Genomic DNA, 17,763 nt, shown 5'->3' on the forward strand with positions numbered 1-17,763 from the left:
TCGCAGTAGGTCACCCTAACGGGTCACGCCGTGGTCGGCTCGCTGAAAGCGCTACCTCGCCAGGCTGCGGTCCAGGTCCGGCTCGAGGTAGATGAGCTTCGCGACCGGCACCTTCGAGCGCACGCGCGCCTCGGCGTCGTCGATGGCCGTGGCCACCTCGGCGGTGTCGAGGCCGGGCACCAGCGCGAGCTTCGCCGCGACGAGCAGCTCGTCCGGGCCGAGGTACTGGGTGCGGATGTGGATGACGCGCTCGACCTTGCCCGCGGCCAGCTCGTCGACGATCGTCGCGAGGACCCCGGGGTTGGCGCCTTCGCCGATGAGCAGGCTCTTCATCTCGACGATCAGGATGATCGCGATGACGCCGAGCAGCAGGCCGATGGCGAGGGTGCCGACGCCGTCCCAGACCGGGTTGCCGGTGACCACCGACAGCCCGACGCCGAGCAGCGCGAGGACGAGACCGAGCAACGCGCCGGCGTCCTCCAGCAGGACGACCGGCAGCTCCGGCTCCTTGGCCTGGCGGATGAAGCCCCACCAGCTGACGTCACCCTTGATCTTCTTCGACTCGCCGACAGCGGTGTAGAGGCTGTAACCCTCGAGACCCACCGCGACGAGCAGGATGATCACGGCGACGATCGGCGACGACAGCGGCTCCGGCTCGCCGATCTTGTGGATGCCCTCGTAGATCGCGAAGGCGGAGCCGAGGGTGAACAGCAACAGCGCGACGATGAATGAGTAGAAGTACCGGTCGCGGCCGTAGCCGAAGGGGTGCTCCTTGTCGGCCGCGCGCTTCGACGTCTTCTGGCCGAGCAGCAGCAGGCCCTGGTTCGTGGTGTCGGCCAGCGAGTGCACCGACTCCGCCAGCATCGACGACGACCCGGTGACGAGGAAGCCGACGAACTTCGCGGCCGCGATCCCGGCATTGGCTCCCAGCGCGGCGATGATCGCCTTGGTTCCGCCTCCAGCTGACACGACCGCTCCCCGGGTAGGTCCTGAATGTCCGGGTGGAGCGTAATAGGCGAGCCGCCGGAGGGTCCCCACCGGCCGCGATTTCACTCAGCCGATGGCCGCGGCCGGGGTGCGCGGCCCGGCGGACGCCGTCGGGGCCGGAGCCTGGACGGCTCCCTGTCCCGGGCCGCATCGCGCCCGATTCTGTCGGTGCCCTCCGCTACCGTGGCCCTCCCTGCTCGCCCGTCCAGGAAGGTGACATGGCGTACTTCGCCGTGCTCGGTGCGCTTGCGATCGAAAGCCCGCCGGGCCAGTGGCCGGTGCTGCGCGGAGCCCGGCAGCGCACGCTGCTGGCCGTGCTGCTGCTGAACGCCAACCAGCACGTCCACGTCGACGTGCTGGTCGAAGCGCTGTGGCCCGAACGGCCGCCGAAGTCGTACGCCTCGAACCTGCACACCTACCTGTCGCGGCTGCGCGAGCGGATCGACGGCCTGCGCGTCGAGCACGGGCCACTCGGCTACCGGCTGCGGGCCGAGCCGCACGAGCTGGACCTGCTCGCGTTCCGGGCGGCCGCCGCCGAGGGGAAGCGGGCCGGGGACGCCGTCGCCGCGTCGGAGCACTACCGGCGGGCGCTCGCGCGGTGGCGGGGGCCGGTGCTGGCCGGGCTGCCCGTGCCGCGGCTCGAGGCCGACGTCGCGCGGCTGGAGTCCGAGCGGCTCGCCGTCTTCGAGGACTGCGTCGACGCCGAGCTGACCGCCGGGCGGCACGGCGAGCTGACCGGCGAGCTGCAGGCGATGATCACCGAGCACCCGCTGCGCGAACGGCTGGCCGCGCAGCTGATGACCGCGCTGCACCGGGCCGGCCGGCAGGGCGATTCGCTCGAGATCTACCGGCGGCTGCGGACCACGCTGATCGAGGAGCTGGGCGTCGAACCGGGCGCCGAAGCCCGCCGGGTGCACGCGGCCGTGCTGCGCGGCGAGGATCCGGTGCCGCGGCTGCCCGCCCCGGTCTGGCCGGTGTGCCAGCTGCCGCCGGACGTCGCGGACTTCACCGGCCGCGACGCCGAACTCGCGGAACTCACCGGGGTGCTGGGCAGCGGTGACGGCGTCCCCGTCGCGGTGCTCAGCGGCGAGCCGGGCGCGGGCAAGAGCACCCTGGCCGTGCGCGCCGCCCACCGGCTGCGGGCGCGGTTCCCGGACGGCCAGCTGTACGTCCCGTCCGGCCCGCGTGACCTCGGTGACGTCCTGGCCGACCTGCTGCGCGCGCTCGGCGTCACCGGCCCGGCCATCCCGGACGACGTCCGCGCCCGCGCGGCGGTGTTCCGCGGCCGGCTCACCGACCGCCGGGTGCTGGTGGTGCTCGACGACGCCACCGACCCCGAGCACGTCCGGACGCTGCTGCCGGGCACGCCGGGCTGCGCCGTCCTGGTGACGAGCCGGCGCCGGCTCAGCGGCCTGGCCGGCGCGCACCGGCTGCCGCTCGGGCCGCTGCCGGACGCCGACGCCGCGAGCCTGCTGACCCGGCTCGCGGGCGGCCGCGTGGCGCGGGAACCCGCCGACGCCGCGCGCATCATCGCGGCCTGCGACCACCTGCCGCTGGCGCTGCGGATCGCGGGCAGCAGGCTGGCCATCCGCCCGCACCTGCGGCTCGCCGAGCTGGCCGACCGGCTCGAGGACGAGGTCCGCCGGCTCGACGAGCTGACGGTCAGCGACCTGGGCGTCCGCGGCAGCATCGCGCTCAGCTACGACGGTCTCCGCCCGCTCACGCGGCGCGCGTTCCGGCTGATCGGCCGCTGCACCAACCTCGACCTGCCCGCCTGGGCGGTCACCGCGCTGATCGACGACCCGGGGGCCGACGAGGCCGTCGAAGAGCTCGTCGAGGCCAGCCTGCTGGAGTCCGGCGGCCCGGACGAGACCGGCGAAGGCCGTTACCGCTTGCACGACCTCGTCCGCCTCTACGCGACAGAGCTCGACGCCCCGGACGGCGGCGGCCTGCGCACGGTGCTGTCGGCCACGCTCGCCCTGGCCGACACGGCGGCGGCGCGGCTGCCGCGCACCGTGCCGATGCCGGCGCTGGCCCGGGAAGCACCCGCGCAGCCGTTGCCACCCGAGCTGGTCGAGCGGCTGCTGGCCCGGCCGGAGCGCTGGTTCGCCGCCGAACGCGCGAACCTCCTGCTGCTCGTCGGCACGCTGTGCGGGCTGGGCCGCCGGCACGACGCGCTGCTCCTGCTCGACCGGCTCAGCGGGTACCTGTACCTGCAGGGGCACTACGCCGACATGCGCGCGGGGTACGAGACGGTACTGGCGGCCGCGGGCGAAGACCGCCCGCTGGCGGCGATCGCCGAGGCCAACCTGACGCTGCTGCGCCACGCCCGCGGCCAGTACGAGGAGGCCGCGGCGGGGTACCGCGAATGCGCGAAGAAGCTGGAGGAGCACGGCGATCGCCGCACCCACGCCTGGGTGTCGGCCAACCTGGCGCACTGCCTGATCGGGCTGGGCCGTGCGGAAGAGGCCCTGCACACCGCCGCACACGCGCGCGAACTGTTCACTGTGGACGGTGACGCGGCCGACCTGAGCTGGGTCCGAGCCGCGGAGTCGGCCGCCTTGCACCGACTGGGCCGGGTCGTCGAAGCCTTGGCCGTCGACGAGGAAACTGTTGCACTGGCCCGAAAATCCGCCGAGCCACGAGAGCTGGGAATCGCCCTGCACGGCGTCGCGTGGTCGCTGCTTCTCAGCGGACGGCCCACTGAAGCCGCATCGGCAATCACGGAATCGGTGACGCTGCTGCGGACAACACCGGCCCGATCGTCGCTCGCGAAGTCCCTGCGCACGCTGGGAGCGATCGAAGCGTCCCGAGGCGAGCGACGGCGGTCGGTAGAGGCCTTCGAAGCGGCCCGCGACCTGGCCCGGGAGCTGGACGAACGGCCACGCGAGCTGTCGTGCACCCGAGCAATCGCGGCAAGCTGGATCGGCGAAGGCCGTGCGGCGCAGGCGATCCCGGTGCTGCAAGCGTGCCTGGACGAGTTCCGCGAAATGGGCGGCCGCCCCGCGACGAGCCTCACGTGGCTGGTCTTGCACCGAGCCTACGAGGCGACGGGCGACAAGCCAGCGGCAGCGGAGGCAGCCACGGAGGCGGCGGCACTGACCGAACCACGCGACGCCAGCGCAGCAACCCTGCGACGGGCTTTGCTCGCGCTCACCGAGCCGGTCTGACGAGTCGGCGCCGGACCCGCAAGCCGCAGCCGTAGAGCTTTCGGCTCCGCGGGACTTTCGCACCAGCGGAGCTTTAGGCCCAGCGGAGCTTCCGCGCCCACGAGCTTTATGCCCAGCGGAACCTTCACACCCACGAGCTCTCACGCCCCGCGGAGCTTTCGTACTGTGGGGACTTTCACGTGGTGCTGCGGAGCCTTCGCACCCGTGGGGACTTCACGTGCTGCGGAGCCTTCACACGCGGCAGGGCTTTCGCGCCTGCTGGACTTTCACAGACCTGCGGAGCTTTCACCCCGCTGAGGAAGAGCCGAAGCGGAGTGGTGTCGCCCCCTCGCGACACCACTCCCACCGGGCAACCGCAGCCACGCCTCCCCGCGCGACGACGCCCACCCGTACGGCACCAGGGAAAGGCCCCTCGGCGACACTGAGCGGCGCCATCCGAGCCGGGCAACCGCAGCCGTACCTCCCCGCACGACTGACACACGGCACGACACCACTCAGCCGAGCCCGCCGCCACTCAGCGGAACCGAACAGCGCCCGCCTCAGCCGACAACCTCAGCCTTGTCTCCCCGCGCAGCCCTGCGCCTCACAGCACCACCCGGCCCCGCACCACCGCAGCCGCACCTCCCCGTGCGACTTGGGCCCTCGCGACACCACCCGACCCGGCAACCCTCGGCCGCGGTTCCCCATGCCCCCGCAACCTGCGGCCGCACCTCCCCGCACGACCCGCAGCCGCGGTTCCCCATGCCCCCGCAACCTGCGGCCGCACCTCCCCGCACGACCCGCAGCCGCGGTTCCCCATGCCCCCGCAACCTGCAGCCGCACCTCCCCGCACGACCCGCAGCCTTCACCACCCCTGCAACCCCGCGGCCGCGCCTCCCCGCGCGCCCCGCACTCCCTTGCAGCACCACCGACCCGGCATGCAGCAGCCGCACCTCCCCATGCGACCCGCACCCCTGCCTGCCTCCCGACCGCAGCCACGCCTCCCCGCGTAACCACGCCCCCGCCAGAACCGAGACCCCGCTCACCGACGCCGGGCAACCGACCGGCGTCACCCCCAGCAGCGTCCGAGACCTCCCGCTCCTCCCCGGAAATCGACAGCACGAGGCTCCAGGACCACCCCTACAACCGATACTGGCGAACCCCGCCACACGGAACGCACACAGAACTCACGCCCCACTCCGGACACGAAAAAGCCACCAGGACCACGGAATCCTGGTGGCTTTCCGGCGAAATCAGTCCTCGCAGTTTCCCGCCGTCGCGCGGAACAGCTGGGCGCCGGTCCCGTCGAGCGGGCGGATCCGCACCGGTGGGTCGGCGGCCGGCAGCCAGACCGACTGGCCTCGGCGCAGCTCCACCTTCTCGCCGTCGTCCGCTGTCACCAGGAGGTCGCCCGCCGTGCACAGCAGGATCTGCGGGCCGATGCTGTCCACCGTCAGCTCGTCGTCCTGACCTGAAGACCACTCGACACGCGAAAGCTCGAACTCCGGTGCGTCCGTGCGGTACACCGCCAGGCGGTCGCCGCCGTCGCCGCATTGGACCGGCATCTCGCCGCAGGCGAAGTCGACCACTCGCAGCAGCTCCGGGACGTCCACGTGCTTCGGCGTCAAACCGCAGCGGAGGATGTTGTCCGAGTTCGCCAGGATCTCCACGGCCGTGCCGTGCAGGTACAGGTGCAGGTTGCCGGCCGGCAGGTAGATCGCCTCGCCGGCGCGCAGCGTCAGGCGGTTCAGCAGCAACGCCGCCAGCACGCCCGCGTCACGCGGGTGCGTCTCGCCCAGCTCCAGGATCGTCCGGCACTCGGCCGTGAACTCGCCGTGCTCCCTGAGGTGCCGGACGCACGCGTCGAGCACCTCCGGCAGCAGCGCGTCGAGCGACGACTGCGGCAGCGTGATCCACGTCGTGAACAGTGCCCGCAGGCCCGACGGGTCCGGCTGCGCCTCGAGCAGGCCGGTGTACTTCGCCAGCCCCGGCGTCTCGATCGCCTTCAGCAGCTTGACCGTGCGCCCCGGCTCGCGGAACCCGGCCAGCGCGTGGAACTCCGTCAGCGCGCAGACCAGCTCCGGCTTCGCCGTCGGGTCCGGGTAGTTGCGGTTCGGCGCGTCCCGCGGGATGCCCAGCCTCTCCTCGCGGGCGTGCCCCTCCGCGGCCTGCGCCGCCGACGGGTGCGCCTGCATCGACAGCGGCTCCTCCGCGGCGAGGATCTTCAGCAGGAACGGCAGCCGCCCGCCCCACCGCGTCGCGCAGCGCTCGCCGAGCTGGTTCAGCGGGTCGGCTTCGACCAGCTCCAGCAGGTTCCGCTCGGTCCCGTCGGGACCGATGACGTGCGACGGGTCACCCGGGTGGGCACCCATCCACAGCTCGGCCTCGGGGTGCGGCGCGGGGATCGGGCGGCCCAGCAGCTCGGGGATCGCCGTCCGCGATCCCCAGGCGTAGGGCCGCACCGCGTTGCGCAGCAGCTCCACTGTCACCTCAACTCCACTCCTTCGGCACCGGCCGGAGCCGGTGCTCGGCGGGTCTCACGCCGTCACGGGCTCGAAGCGGCCCGCGCCGCCGATGCTGCCCGCCGCCAGCCCGAGATAGACCGCCGCCAGTTCGAACCGCAGCGCCAGCACCGCGGCCCGCACGATTTCGTCCGCCTCGAACTCCTCGGCCGGGGCGATGACGTCCGCACCCGGCAGCAGATCCTCGGCTTGGAAGCGCGCCGCGTCCGTGGCCGGACCGGTTCGCACCGAGAGGAGCAGCACCCGGGTAGGGATGTCACCTGATGGATCGTCCGGATCGGCGAAGATGTCACGCTCCGCGCCACTCGATTGCGCCGCCCGCCGCAACGCGGGGCGCGCCAGTGCCTGACGGAAATCCTCGACGTCACAGACGGTAGCAGCGTGGGCGGCAAACGCGTGCGCAGCGTGTTCGCCGACGGCGACGGCGACCGGGTCCAGTCCCCACAGGAGCGGCACGCGGTCGGCGACCCGCAGTGCGAGCGCCTTGGCCGGGTTCGCGAACGAGTCGCGGGCCAGGTAGTCCTTCTCGGCTTCCAGGTCGAGCTGGTCGGCCAGCACCTGGACGTCGGCGACCAGCAGGCCCAGCGCGTTCGCCGTGAGCAGCCCGGCGGCCAGGCCGCGCGGGAACGCCAGCTCCGGCGGCACCGGGATCCGCGGGGCCAGCAGCACGCCCTTGCCCGCGACGGCGGCGGCCACCGGGCCTTCCGCCGGCGCGGAGAGCACCACCGACGCGCCGAAGCGCGCGGCCCGCTCCAGCGAGGCGGCGAGTTCGCGGTCACCGGGGTCGTCGGTGTGCGCGAAGACGACGTCGAGCGCGCCGATCCAGCTCGGCACCACCTCGGCGACGACCACCGGCACCGGGCACGACGGCGCCAGCAGCGCCGCCAGCAGCCGCGTGAGCGTGCGGCTGACGCCCGGCCGGTCGATCAGCACGACGGCGCGCGGCCGGCCCACGTCGAGCCGCTCGGCCAGGTCCAGCTCGGCCGCGAGCTCGGTGGTCGCCCGCACCTGGGCGCCCGCCATCGCGGCGGCGCGGAGCAACCCCGCGCTGTCGGCTTCGGCCAGGCGCGCGGGGTCGTCTAGCAGCGAGTCGTCAAGCACCGTCGGCATCGGACGCTTCGCTTTCAGCGGGGCCACCGGTCGCTTCGTCGAGGAGCAGCACCGGGATCCCGTCACGGACCGGGTACACCCGGCCGCACTCGGTACAGGTCAGGGCGTCGGCCTCCGGGTCGCCCGGCGTCCCGGGACGCAGCGGGGCGTGATCGGGCGACGGGCACGCCAGGATCTCGAGGAGCTGGACGTCGAGCGTGAGGGCCATGGTTCCTCCATACCACGCGATGAGGTGGGGTGAAGAGCACAGTTTCGGACACAGTTCGGTCCTGACGGCTCTTCACCCCCGGGACGGGATCAGCTGCGGATGATCGCGAGGACGTCTTCCACCAGGGCCTGCACCGCCTCGGCGTTGGCGGCCTCGACGTTCAGCCGGAGCAGCGGCTCGGTGTTCGACGGGCGGAGGTTGAACCACGCGCCGCCCGGCAGCTGCACGGTGAGGCCGTCCAGCTCGTCGATCTCGACGCCGGACTTGACGCCGAACGCGTCCTTCACGGCCATCATCCTGGCGACCTGGTCGTCGACCGTGGAGTTGATCTCACCCGACGCCGCGTAGCGCGAGTACGCGCTGGTCAGGTCGGACAGCGGGCCGTCCTGCTCGCCGAGCGCGGCGAGCACGTGCAGCGCCGCCAGCATGCCGGTGTCGGCGCGCCAGAAGTCGCGGAAGTAGTAGTGCGCCGAGTGCTCGCCGCCGAAGATCGCGCCGGTGCGGGCCATCTCGGCCTTGATGAACGAGTGCCCGACGCGGGTGCGGACCGGCTTGCCGCCGTGCTCGGCGACGATCTCAGGCACGCCCTTGGACGTGATCAGGTTGTGGATGATCGTGCCGCCCGGGTTTTTCGCCAGCTCGCGCACGGCGACCAGCGCCGTGATCGCGCTCGGCGAAACCGGCTCGCCGCGCTCGTCGACGATGAAGCAGCGGTCGGCGTCGCCGTCGAAGGCCACGCCCGCGTCCGCGCCGACCTCGCGCACCTTCGCCTGCAGGTCGACGATGTTCGCCGGGTCCAGCGGGTTGGCCTCGTGGTTCGGGAAGCTGCCGTCGAGCTCGAAGTACATCGGCACGACGTCGATCGGCAGGCCGTCGAAAACGGTCGGGACGGTGTGCCCGCCCATGCCGTTGCCGGCGTCGACCACGATCTTCAGCGGCCGGTTGCCGGACAGGTCGACGAGGTTGCGCAGGTAGGCGGCGTAGTCGGCGAGGACGTCCCGCTCCGACACGGTGCCGCGCTGGCCCTCGAAGCCGGGCACGCCCTGCTCGACGGTGTCCCGGATCTCGGCGAGCCCGGTGTCCTGGCCGACCGGCGACGCGCCGGCGCGGCACATCTTGATGCCGTTGTACTTGGCCGGGTTGTGGCTGGCGGTGAACATCGCGCCCGGCAGGTTCAGCGAACCCGACGCGAAGTACAGCTGGTCGGTGCTCGCCAGGCCGATGCTGACGACGTCGAGGCCCTGCGAGGTGACACCCTCGGCGAAGGCCGCGGACAGCCCCGGCGACGAGTCGCGCATGTCGTAGCCGATCACCACCGCGGGGGCCTCGGGCTTGATGAGCAGCGCGAACGCGGCACCGAAGTCGCGGACGAGGTCCGCGTCGAGCTGCTCGCCGACCACGCCGCGAATGTCGTAGGCCTTCACGATGCCCGAAAGGTCTGGCACGCCGTCTCCCCGCGAATAGTCGTCCCGGCGCCCGCTGCGCCGCGCGGAAAGCCTACCGGCGCCGGAGGTGGGTTACGCGCTCAGGCGCGGCCGGGCAGGACCCGGAGGTGGCCGCGGCGCCCGGAGGGGCCCTCGGGCTCGGTGACCGGCGGCGCGGGCTTGTCGGACCGGCCGGCCTCGCGCACGGCCTCGGCCAGCGCGGTCAGCTCGTCGGCCGACGGGTCCGGAGCGGCGAAAGCGCCTTCGTGCCGGACGACTTCCCAGCCCTTGGGGACGGTCAGCCGCAGCGCGTGGGCTTCGCAGAGGTCGTACGAGTGGGGCTCGGAGGCGGTGGCCAGCGGGCCGACGACGGCGGTGGAGTCGCTGTAGGCATACGTCAGCGTGGCCACAGCCGGCTCGAGACAGCCGGTACGCGAACACTTCCGTACGCTCCGCACGATCGGAAACGATAGCGCGTCGCCGCAAGGACGTAGGAGCGACACGCGCTGAGACGCGCCGACCGCATAGACTTCCGGGGTGGCGACGGCTCGTGACTACCGACAACGGCGGCGCCTGCGACGGGACCGGCACGGCCGGGGCCTGCGCGGGACGCTCTATCCCGCGACCCTGCCCGCCGCCGCGAGCCGCGCGGAGCGGTTCGACGCGCTGGTGCTCGACGCGCTGGAACCGATCGAAGCGCGCTGGCGCCACGAGCTGACGAAGCTGGACGTGGCGGTCGACGACGTGCCCGAGGTCCGCGAGAACGGCCACGCCCCCGCGGACGGAATCCTGCACGACGGCGCGGTGCCGCTGTCGAGGCTGGTCCCGGCGGGGGTGGACCGCACGGGGATGCCGACGCGGGCGCGGATCGTGCTGTACCGGCGACCGCTGGAGGCACGCGCGAAGGACCCGTCGGAGCTGGCCGAGCTGGTGCACGACGTGCTGGTGGAGCAGGTGGCGGGGTACCTCGGCGTGGAACCGGACGTCATCGAAGGCGAGTAGGTCGCGCGCGCTTGTGGTTCGGCCGCGCGAACGGGCAGGTCGTGCTTGTTCGGGTACGAACGGGCCGGTCGCGCCTGTGATTCAGCTGCGCGAACGGGCCAGTCGCGCCCATCTCGGCACGAACGGGCCAGTCGCGCTCACCTCACCGCGCCGCACGAACGGGCTAGTCGCGCTCGTCACGGCACGAGTGGCCCTCTCGCGCCCACCTCGCCGCGCGAACGGGCCACTCGCATCCATCTCGCCGCGAACGGGCCACTCGCATCCATCTCGCCGCGAACGGGCCACTCGCATCCATCTCGCCGCGAAGGGGGCGTTCGCGACGACAAGCACACCCGTAGCCAACGGCCCGCTCGTGCCCGAACCAGCACCAACGGGCCAATCGCGCCCGAGGAAGACAGCGCCGGCCGCGCCCGCAAGCTCAGCTGCGGCGCCTCGCCGGGACCGCCGTCAGCAGGGTGAACAGCACTGCCGCCAGCTGGGCCAGCAGCAGCAGGTTCCGTTCCGTGCCCGGGTACTCCACCGTCACCTCCGACGTCGTCGGCGGCACCGACACCGCTACCTGGTGCCCCCACGCCGGGACGATCGGGACGCTCTTGCCGCCCACCGAGGCCTTCCAGCCCGCTTCCTGCTCCGCCGCCAGCACCAGCAACCGGCCCGTCGGGCCCTCCGACACCCGGACCCGGACGTCCGGGAGGCCCGCCTGGACCGGGGCCACACCCGGGGCGTTCCCGGGGGCGCCGCCGCCCGTGACCGCCGCCTTCGCCTGCTCCGGGGAGATCAGGATCACCTGGCCCGCCGGTGACAACAGGCGCAGCACACCACGGCCGTCCGAGGTCGGGGCCGCTATCGAGACCATGTCCTTCGCCAGCGGTGGGTACGCCTGCGGATCCACGCCCGGCGGGAGCACCACGTACTCCACGCCCGCCGCCGCCGCGGCGGCGAAAGTGCGCTGCACCGCAGCCGCGTCGCCTTGGCCCAGGTCTCGGCGCCACGTCGCGAGCCGGGCCGGGGTGGCGGGGGTCGGGGCCAGCTCGTCGTCGCCGTAGTGGGGCAGGCGGCCGGCGATCTGGCGGGTCGCGTCCGGCGCCAGGTCCAGCACCGACCTGCCCGACGCGCCCAGTTCCGCCGTGACCTCCGGTGCGAGTGAGGGACGCTCACCGGCGCGCAGGGGTCCTTGGCCGCCGACCGCCAGCGCGCCGGCAGCCAGCGCTAGGAACACCACGACCCCGGCGATCGCCGACACCTTCGGCAGCCACGTCGACGGCACGCCGGCCGCACCGCCGCGCTGCCACGAACCGAGCACGACCCACAGCAGCCCCGCGCCGACGATCAGCAGCGGCACCCCCGCGTAGCCGTGCGCCGCGGCGCCGCCCTGCATCGGGGTCGCCGTGACGAGCCGGACCAGCACCAGGCCGCCCACGCCCAGCACCCCCAGCGCGAGCCCGCCCGCGGCGAGCTTTGTCGGCCGCACGACGATCGCCACCAGCGCCGCCGCGATCACCGCGACGCCGATCGGCCACGCGCCCGGCCCGCCCGGGTCGAGCCCGGCGAGATCCGTGCCGGACACGACCGAAGCCGCGCCGCCCAGTCCCTGCACGAGCAGTTCCGGGTGCTTCAGCAACACCGTCGGCCACGGCAGCAGCAGCGCCAGCGGCAGCAGGACGACGATCCCGACCGACGCGATCCGCCGCGCCAGCCCGGTCGGCGCGGGCAGCACCACGAACCCGATCAGCAACCCGGCGAGCGCGAGCCCGTGCGCCAGCGGCGAGAACGCGCCGAGCAGCGCGACGCCGAACGCCGAGAGCGCCGACACGTGCAGCCACCGCTGGTCCGCGCGGACCAGCAGCCCGGCGATGCCCGCCGCGACGAGCGGCAGCACCAGGTGCACCACGACGACGTCGAGCCGGCCCTGCGCCACCGCCGCCGTCGCGGCCGGCAGCAGCGCGTACGTCGCGGCGACGACCGCGCGGACCCACCGGCGCACGCGAAGCCGCCGTGTCGCCACGTACGCGCTCAGCGCCGCCAGCGGGATGTCCCCGAGCAAGAGGATCGCGACCAGCGCGGCCGGGCCGCCGATCGGCGCGAACACCGCGCCGAGCGTGCCCAGCACCGGCACGGTCGCCGACGCGGGCGCGCCCGTGCCGCCCGCGATCGCGTGCCATGGCGTGAGGTACGACGTCCACAGCTCCCCCAGGCCGCCGACCGGGAGGAGCTTGCCCCCGAACAGGTCGAGCCCGAGCCGGGCGCGGTTGACGAACAACCCCAGCGCCGTCATCACGACCAGCAGCACCACCGGCGGCGCGAAGATCGTCGCGCCCAGCACCCGGCGGCGGTTCACCTCGACGAAGACGATCTCCGGCTCGGGTGCCGGGGTCATCTCTTCGGTGGTTTCCGTGGTTTCCGGTTCCGGCGCCACGGTTTCCGGCAGCGTGACGGCGACGAGCGTGCCCGGCCGCCGCAGCCCGGACCCGCGGGAGCTGACCCCGCGCAACGCGCCGGCGGGCAGCGCGTCCGGCCCGACCGGACGGTTCTCCCGCGCGTCGAGCGCTTCCGGCGTCACCCACGCGGACTCGGTTTCGACGGTTTCGGGAACCGTCCCGAGCGCGACGTCGTTCTCCACACCGCGGCGCACGAGGCCGACGACGCCGGCGCGGACGGCGTTGCGCAGCCGCGTCCCGCGTCCGGTGAAGAGGCCGCGAACCGTGCCAGGCCGCGGATTCCGCCGTCGGCGCGCCCGGGCGGCGCGCAATCCGCCGCGTCCACTGAGGAGGTACGCGGCGGCCGCGAACTCCGCCCGCGCCTCGCCGGTGCGGCGCAGCAGGACGAAGGCCAGCGCGCGCAGCACCGAGAGCAGCGGGAGCCGGATCATCCCCAGCCAGAAGGAAAACGGCGAGCAGTTCACCAGGAACACCCGCAGCCCGTGGGCGCGGTTCGCGGCGGCGAGCGACGCGGGGACGGCGTCGGCGGGCCGCTGGCCGGTGGTGACGGCGCGCGCGTGCCGCACCCGCGCGGCCGGCACCGACAGCACCAGCCCGCCGGCCGCGTTCGCGCGCCAGCCGAAGTCGAGATCTTCGCGCAGCAACGGGAAATCCTGGTCGAACCCGCCGAGGGAGTCCCACGCGTCGCGGCGCACGAGCGAGCCCGCGCTGGGCACGGCGAGCACCTCGGCCGGGTCGTCGCCGGTCGCGGCGACCTGCTGCCGGTGCCCGGACGCGTCGGTCGACAGGCCGGCTTCGACGATCAGCCGCGGGTCCGTCCAGTCGAGCCCGAGCGCGCCGAGCACGGTCGCGGACGGTTGCGCCGTCGCGACTTTGAGGAGTTCGTCGAGGCAGTCGGGTTCGGGCGCGCAGTCGTCGTGCAGCAGCCAGAGCCACGCGCCCGGGTCGCCCCAGCGCTCGGTGGCGTGTTCGACGGCTGCCGCCACCGCGGCGGCGAAGCCGGTTTCACTCGAAAGCGTGACGATGCCGGAGAGCACCGGAGGTGCGTCGGGATCGCTGCCCGGGTCGGCCGCGGCGGCCAGGAGACGCGGGGTCGCGTCGGTGGATCCGGTGTCCACGGCGAGCACGTGCCGGGGACCGACGGTGCTGCGGCGCAACGAAGAAAGCGCCAGCGGCAGCCAGTTTTCGCCGTTGTGACAGACCACAATGGCCAGAACGGGCGCGGTGCGCAGGGCGGGCGGCGCGACGGTGCGGGGCAACAAACGCTCCTGATCAGGCGGCAGTCGGTGCGGCCACCCTACGGCCCCGGTCCGTCACCCGATGGTGAACCCACGCCGTGCGCAATGCAGAGCGCCCACGCAGTGGAACTGCGTGGGCGCATCACACAAACCAAGCCGGCCAAGACCCAGCCCGTGACCCAACGCCGAGCCGGCTGATCCACGCAAGCCGGCTACAGCGGGGGTCCGGGGGCGTGCCCCCCGGGCGGGTTCTGGGGGTTGCACCCCCAGAAGGCACTTGAAGCGCGAGCACGGTTCGCGCTTTCCGCGGACGCAACTCACCCCTCGGACACGCTTCAAACTGCGCGTTTCTTCAGCTTCCGGCGCTCCCGCTCGGACAGACCGCCCCAGATGCCGAAGCGCTCGTCCTTGGCCAGCGCGTACTCAAGGCACTCGTCCTTGACCTCGCAACCCAGGCAGATCCGCTTGGCTTCACGGGTGGAGCCGCCCTTCTCCGGGAAGAACGCCTCCGGGTCCGTCTGCGCGCACAGAGCGCGTTCCTGCCAGTCCTGCTCTTCCTCGGTGGCATCGATGAGCTCGGTGAGATCTCCCAGAGCCTGCTCCGGGATCTCGCCCCAACTCATGACGTGCCCCCATTCCTTACCATCGGCTTCCAACCGCACGTCCGCCTCCTCGCTCCCTAGCACTCCCCAGGCTGGCGGTGGTGAAACGACACCCGTCGTCCCCTCGACGACGAATGACATCACTGTGATTACACCCGTGTAGTGCGGTCAGGTCAAGCGGAGTAGCGAGTTCGGGGGACCCTTCGGCCCGATCGCGCAAGGGGACACGCCGGTAACTTCACACCGGGCATACGGAAGACTGGAAGCGTGCAGAAGTCAGCGACGCGCCCCAGCCCGGTCTTCCTCGGCATCCTCGCCCTCACCGTCGCCGGTGGCGTGATGGCCGCCTTCGGCGACGTCACCACCGTCCTGGTCGGCGATCGCGATCCACTCCTCATCGCCGGTGTCGTGATCTTCGTCGCCGCCGGCTGGGTGGCGTCGCTGTCGCTGCACGAGTTCGGCCACGCGATGGTCGCCTACCGGGGCGGTGACGCCAGCGTCGCCCACAAGGGTTACCTGACGCTCGACGTCCGGAAGTACACCGATCCGGTCCTGTCGATCGTCCTGCCGTTGATCTTCCTCATCATCGGCGGCATCCCGCTGCCCGGCGGCGCGGTCTGGATCAACCGGGGCGCGCTGCGCTCGCGCGGGACGTCGTCGTGGGTCTCGCTGGCCGGCCCGCTGAGCAATCTCGCGGTCGGCGCGGCGCTGGCGCTCGTGGTGGCGCTGGTGCCGATGGCGGGCGGCCTGGTCGTCGCGATGTCCTACCTGGCGCTGCTGCAGATCCTGACGTTCATCCTGAACATCCTGCCGATCCCCGGCCTCGACGGCTGGGGCGCGATCGAGCCGTACCTGCCGCCGCAGGCCCGCGCGTTCGGCGCGCAGGTCCGCCCGTGGGCGCCGATCATCCTGTTCGCGATCCTCTGGTTCTTCACCCCGGCGAGCACGGCCCTGTGGGACGGCGCGTTCTGGATCTACAACGGCCTGGGCGGCTTCGAAGAGGGTGCCCGCGCGGGCGCCAGCGTCTTCCGCTTCTGGAACTGACGCGCCGGGTCAGCGGGCGGGCGCCTGCTCCGTCAGCCAGGTGTGCGCCCGCTTCCAGACCTCCTTCAGCCCGGAGCGCTCGCCGAGGTAGTCGCCGGCCGCGCCGACGACCGGGAGCATGCCCAAGGCGCGGTGCACGAGGTTGCCCCGCGGCCGCTTCTCCAGCTCGCCCGTGATGCTGATCAGGCCGCGGCCCAGGCGCCAGAGCGTGCCCGCGGCGGCCTTGACCGTCGCCTTGCCGTGCTTCTTCTCCGACGCTGTCAGCTCTTCGGTCAGCCTCGCGGCTTCTTCCGCCTCCGCGGCTTCGTCGTGCTCCGCGTGCTTGCCCGCCGCGAGATCCGGGTCGATGTCGCGCTCGAACAGCACCGACGCGATCAGCCGCACGCGGGTGCCGACGTCGGTGACGCCGTACTCGCCCGCGATCGCGCACAGCAGCAGCCCCTGCGACGCCGCGCCGAGGGTGTCCTGCACCGGCAGCCGGTCGGCCAGCGCGCCGCCGAGGCCGGGGATCGACGTCAGCAGCGCGGTGAACCGGCCGACGCGGTTCATCCACCAGCTCGACCGGTCGTAGCCGGTCATCCGGCCCCACGCGGCCGTGCCGGGGACCTTCACCGACGTCAGCCCGTGGATCAGCTTCGCCTTGAGCCCGGACTCGACCTCGGCGAGATCATCGTGCTCGCGCCGGTCGCGCGCCTGCAGCCCGAACGGGTCGGACTCGCGCAGCGCGTCCAGCATCGGGCCGCACGCCCGGACGAACGGCCGCAGCACCGCCACGACCTGCTTGTCGGAAATCGCCTCAGCCACGTCCCGGTTTCCTTCCCGCCGCACGGCCCAGCCCACCGCCGAGCACCATCGCGCCGGGCAGCGCGCTCGCACCGAGCAGCAGCAGCGCTCGCCAGTCCTGGATCAGCACCAGGTCACCACCCGGACCCAGCATGCCGAACCCGAACACGACGAGCACCCACACGACGAGGGGTACCCACGAAAGAGACGGCCGCACCAGCTTCGCGGTGGTCGATACCAGCCACGGCGTCGTCACCGCGCCGACCAGCACCGTCACCGGGAGTGGGACGACGCCGATCCGCAGCGGCAGGAAGAACAGCTCCAGCACGCCCAGCAGCACAGCGTCGAAGGCGAGCAGCACGAGGAACGCGATCTCGGTCCCGGTCAACCGGTCCGGCGTGGTCACAGTCCACCGAACAGGTCGCCGGCCGCGCCCTCGGCCGGGCCGTGGGCCAGCACGAAGCAGTCGCGCGCCGGGATCGGCTGCGCCAGCTCGTTGGTCAGCGCGAAGTGCGGGACCGCGCCCTCGACGAGGGTCAGCTGCGTCGCGTGCGCGCGCAGGGCCGCCAGCTTCGCCGGCAGGTGCGCGGCGACGTCGAGGACGGTCGTGATCTCCTCGTCCGGCGTCACCGGCAGCTCGGCGTCCGGCGGCACCGGGAAGCGGGACGTCCCGGCGGCCCGCAGCTCGGCGAGGCCGGCGCGGACGTCGTCACGCGACGCGACCGTGTGGAACACCCGGGCGACCGACGCCGCCCGCGGCGCCGCGGCCATGGTGATCTCGTGGGCGCGGATGTGGTCGGGGTGGCCGTAACCGCCGAACGCGTCGTAGGTGACGACGACCTGCGGCCGGACCTCGTCGAGGACTTCCGCCAGCTGCGCGGCCTGCTCCTCGATGGTGCCGCCCGTGAACGCCCGCGGGTGGGACGCCGCCGGCGTGCCCGCCATGCCCGAATCGCGCCACCGGCCGATCCCGCCCAGGTAACGATGTCGCGACACCCCCAGCGCGGCGCACGCGGCCTTCAGCTCGGCGACGCGGTAACCCCCAAGCTGGTCGGCGGCCCAGGCGCCCAGCCCAGCCAGCTCCGGCAGCTCGCGGACGATCTCGCCTTCCTCACCCAGCGTGCAGGTCACCACGGTCACCTCGGCGCCCTCGGCGGCGTATCGTGCGATCGTGGCGCCGGTGGTGATGCTCTCGTCGTCGGGATGGGCGTGGACGAGCAGCAGTCTTCGCGGTACCGGAGAGATCACGGGTTGAG

At 73.0% G+C, this 17,763-nt stretch carries 14 protein-coding genes; 3 read left to right on the top strand and 11 right to left on the bottom strand.

The features are described 5' to 3' along the window. Positions 1-51 precede the first annotated feature (51 nt). The gene (locus OG439_RS31075) at positions 52-969 is read right to left on the bottom strand and encodes a cation diffusion facilitator family transporter (RefSeq protein ID WP_326944299.1); all 918 of its coding nucleotides are present in this window, start codon (positions 967-969) and stop codon (positions 52-54) included. 236 nt (positions 970-1,205) lie between these two features. Here OG439_RS31075 and OG439_RS31080 point away from each other — a divergent pair, with 236 nt between their 5' ends. Beyond that, positions 1,206-4,157, top strand: a complete 2,952-nt coding sequence (locus OG439_RS31080) for an AfsR/SARP family transcriptional regulator (RefSeq protein WP_326944300.1) — start codon at positions 1,206-1,208, stop codon at positions 4,155-4,157. Between the two features lie 1,232 nt (positions 4,158-5,389). On the opposite strand, the gene manA is transcribed toward OG439_RS31080, so the two are convergent. The 5 genes from manA to OG439_RS31105 all read right to left on the bottom strand — a co-directional run bounded on the left by manA (position 5,390) and on the right by OG439_RS31105 (position 9,858). Then, positions 5,390-6,619 carry a mannose-6-phosphate isomerase, class I gene (gene manA / locus OG439_RS31085; RefSeq protein ID WP_326951657.1) on the bottom strand — a complete coding sequence of 410 codons (1,230 nt, stop codon included), beginning with the start codon at positions 6,617-6,619 and terminating at the stop codon, positions 5,390-5,392. A 54-nt stretch (positions 6,620-6,673) separates the two neighbouring features. Then, positions 6,674-7,768 (bottom strand): hypothetical protein, encoded by a 1,095-nt coding sequence (locus OG439_RS31090; RefSeq protein ID WP_247057526.1) that lies wholly within the window; start codon positions 7,766-7,768, stop codon positions 6,674-6,676. After that, the gene (locus OG439_RS31095) at positions 7,752-7,976 is read right to left on the bottom strand and encodes a Trm112 family protein (RefSeq protein ID WP_247057529.1); all 225 of its coding nucleotides are present in this window, start codon (positions 7,974-7,976) and stop codon (positions 7,752-7,754) included. The genes OG439_RS31090 and OG439_RS31095 overlap by 17 nt, the downstream gene beginning before the upstream one ends. Positions 7,977-8,065: 89 nt before the next feature. Next, complete coding sequence (locus tag OG439_RS31100; RefSeq protein WP_326944301.1) at positions 8,066-9,421, bottom strand: phosphomannomutase/phosphoglucomutase; 1,356 nt, start codon at positions 9,419-9,421, stop codon at positions 8,066-8,068. 80 nt (positions 9,422-9,501) lie between these two features. Beyond that, positions 9,502-9,858, bottom strand: coding sequence for a DUF3499 domain-containing protein (locus OG439_RS31105; protein WP_247057533.1), 357 nt, complete (start codon positions 9,856-9,858; stop codon positions 9,502-9,504). 79 nt (positions 9,859-9,937) lie between these two features. Between OG439_RS31105 and OG439_RS31110 the strand changes: the two genes are divergently transcribed. Further along, entirely contained in the window at positions 9,938-10,402 is a 465-nt protein-coding gene (locus OG439_RS31110; protein WP_247057535.1) for a metallopeptidase family protein, read from the top strand. 418 nt (positions 10,403-10,820) lie between these two features. Here the strand turns inward: OG439_RS31110 and OG439_RS31115 are convergent, their stop codons facing one another. Both OG439_RS31115 and OG439_RS31120 read right to left on the bottom strand, forming a co-directional pair. After that, the gene (locus OG439_RS31115) at positions 10,821-14,099 is read right to left on the bottom strand and encodes a glycosyltransferase family 2 protein (protein ID WP_326944302.1); all 3,279 of its coding nucleotides are present in this window, start codon (positions 14,097-14,099) and stop codon (positions 10,821-10,823) included. Between the two features lie 314 nt (positions 14,100-14,413). Further along, positions 14,414-14,701, bottom strand: a complete 288-nt coding sequence (locus OG439_RS31120) for a WhiB family transcriptional regulator (protein WP_247063648.1) — start codon at positions 14,699-14,701, stop codon at positions 14,414-14,416. A gap of 318 nt (positions 14,702-15,019) precedes the next feature. Here OG439_RS31120 and OG439_RS31125 point away from each other — a divergent pair, with 318 nt between their 5' ends. Continuing rightward, positions 15,020-15,724 carry a site-2 protease family protein gene (locus OG439_RS31125; protein WP_326951658.1) on the top strand — a complete coding sequence of 235 codons (705 nt, stop codon included), beginning with the start codon at positions 15,020-15,022 and terminating at the stop codon, positions 15,722-15,724. 9 nt (positions 15,725-15,733) lie between these two features. Here the strand turns inward: OG439_RS31125 and OG439_RS31130 are convergent, their stop codons facing one another. From OG439_RS31130 to mshB, 3 genes are read right to left on the bottom strand one after another with little or no spacing between them, the layout of a single operon-like run. Beyond that, the gene (locus tag OG439_RS31130; protein ID WP_326944303.1) at positions 15,734-16,528 is read right to left on the bottom strand and encodes a hypothetical protein; all 795 of its coding nucleotides are present in this window, start codon (positions 16,526-16,528) and stop codon (positions 15,734-15,736) included. Then, positions 16,521-16,913 carry a hypothetical protein gene (locus OG439_RS31135; RefSeq protein ID WP_326944304.1) on the bottom strand — a complete coding sequence of 131 codons (393 nt, stop codon included), beginning with the start codon at positions 16,911-16,913 and terminating at the stop codon, positions 16,521-16,523. The genes OG439_RS31130 and OG439_RS31135 overlap by 8 nt, the downstream gene beginning before the upstream one ends. Beyond that, the gene (gene mshB, locus OG439_RS31140) at positions 16,910-17,755 is read right to left on the bottom strand and encodes an N-acetyl-1-D-myo-inositol-2-amino-2-deoxy-alpha-D-glucopyranoside deacetylase (protein ID WP_326944305.1); all 846 of its coding nucleotides are present in this window, start codon (positions 17,753-17,755) and stop codon (positions 16,910-16,912) included. Before mshB ends, OG439_RS31135 begins: the two co-directional genes overlap by 4 nt. Positions 17,756-17,763: the final 8 nt, after the last annotated feature.

The sequence above is a fragment of the Amycolatopsis sp. NBC_01307 genome (assembly GCF_035975215.1).
In the GTDB taxonomy this organism is placed as follows: Bacteria; Actinomycetota; Actinomycetes; order Mycobacteriales; family Pseudonocardiaceae; genus Amycolatopsis.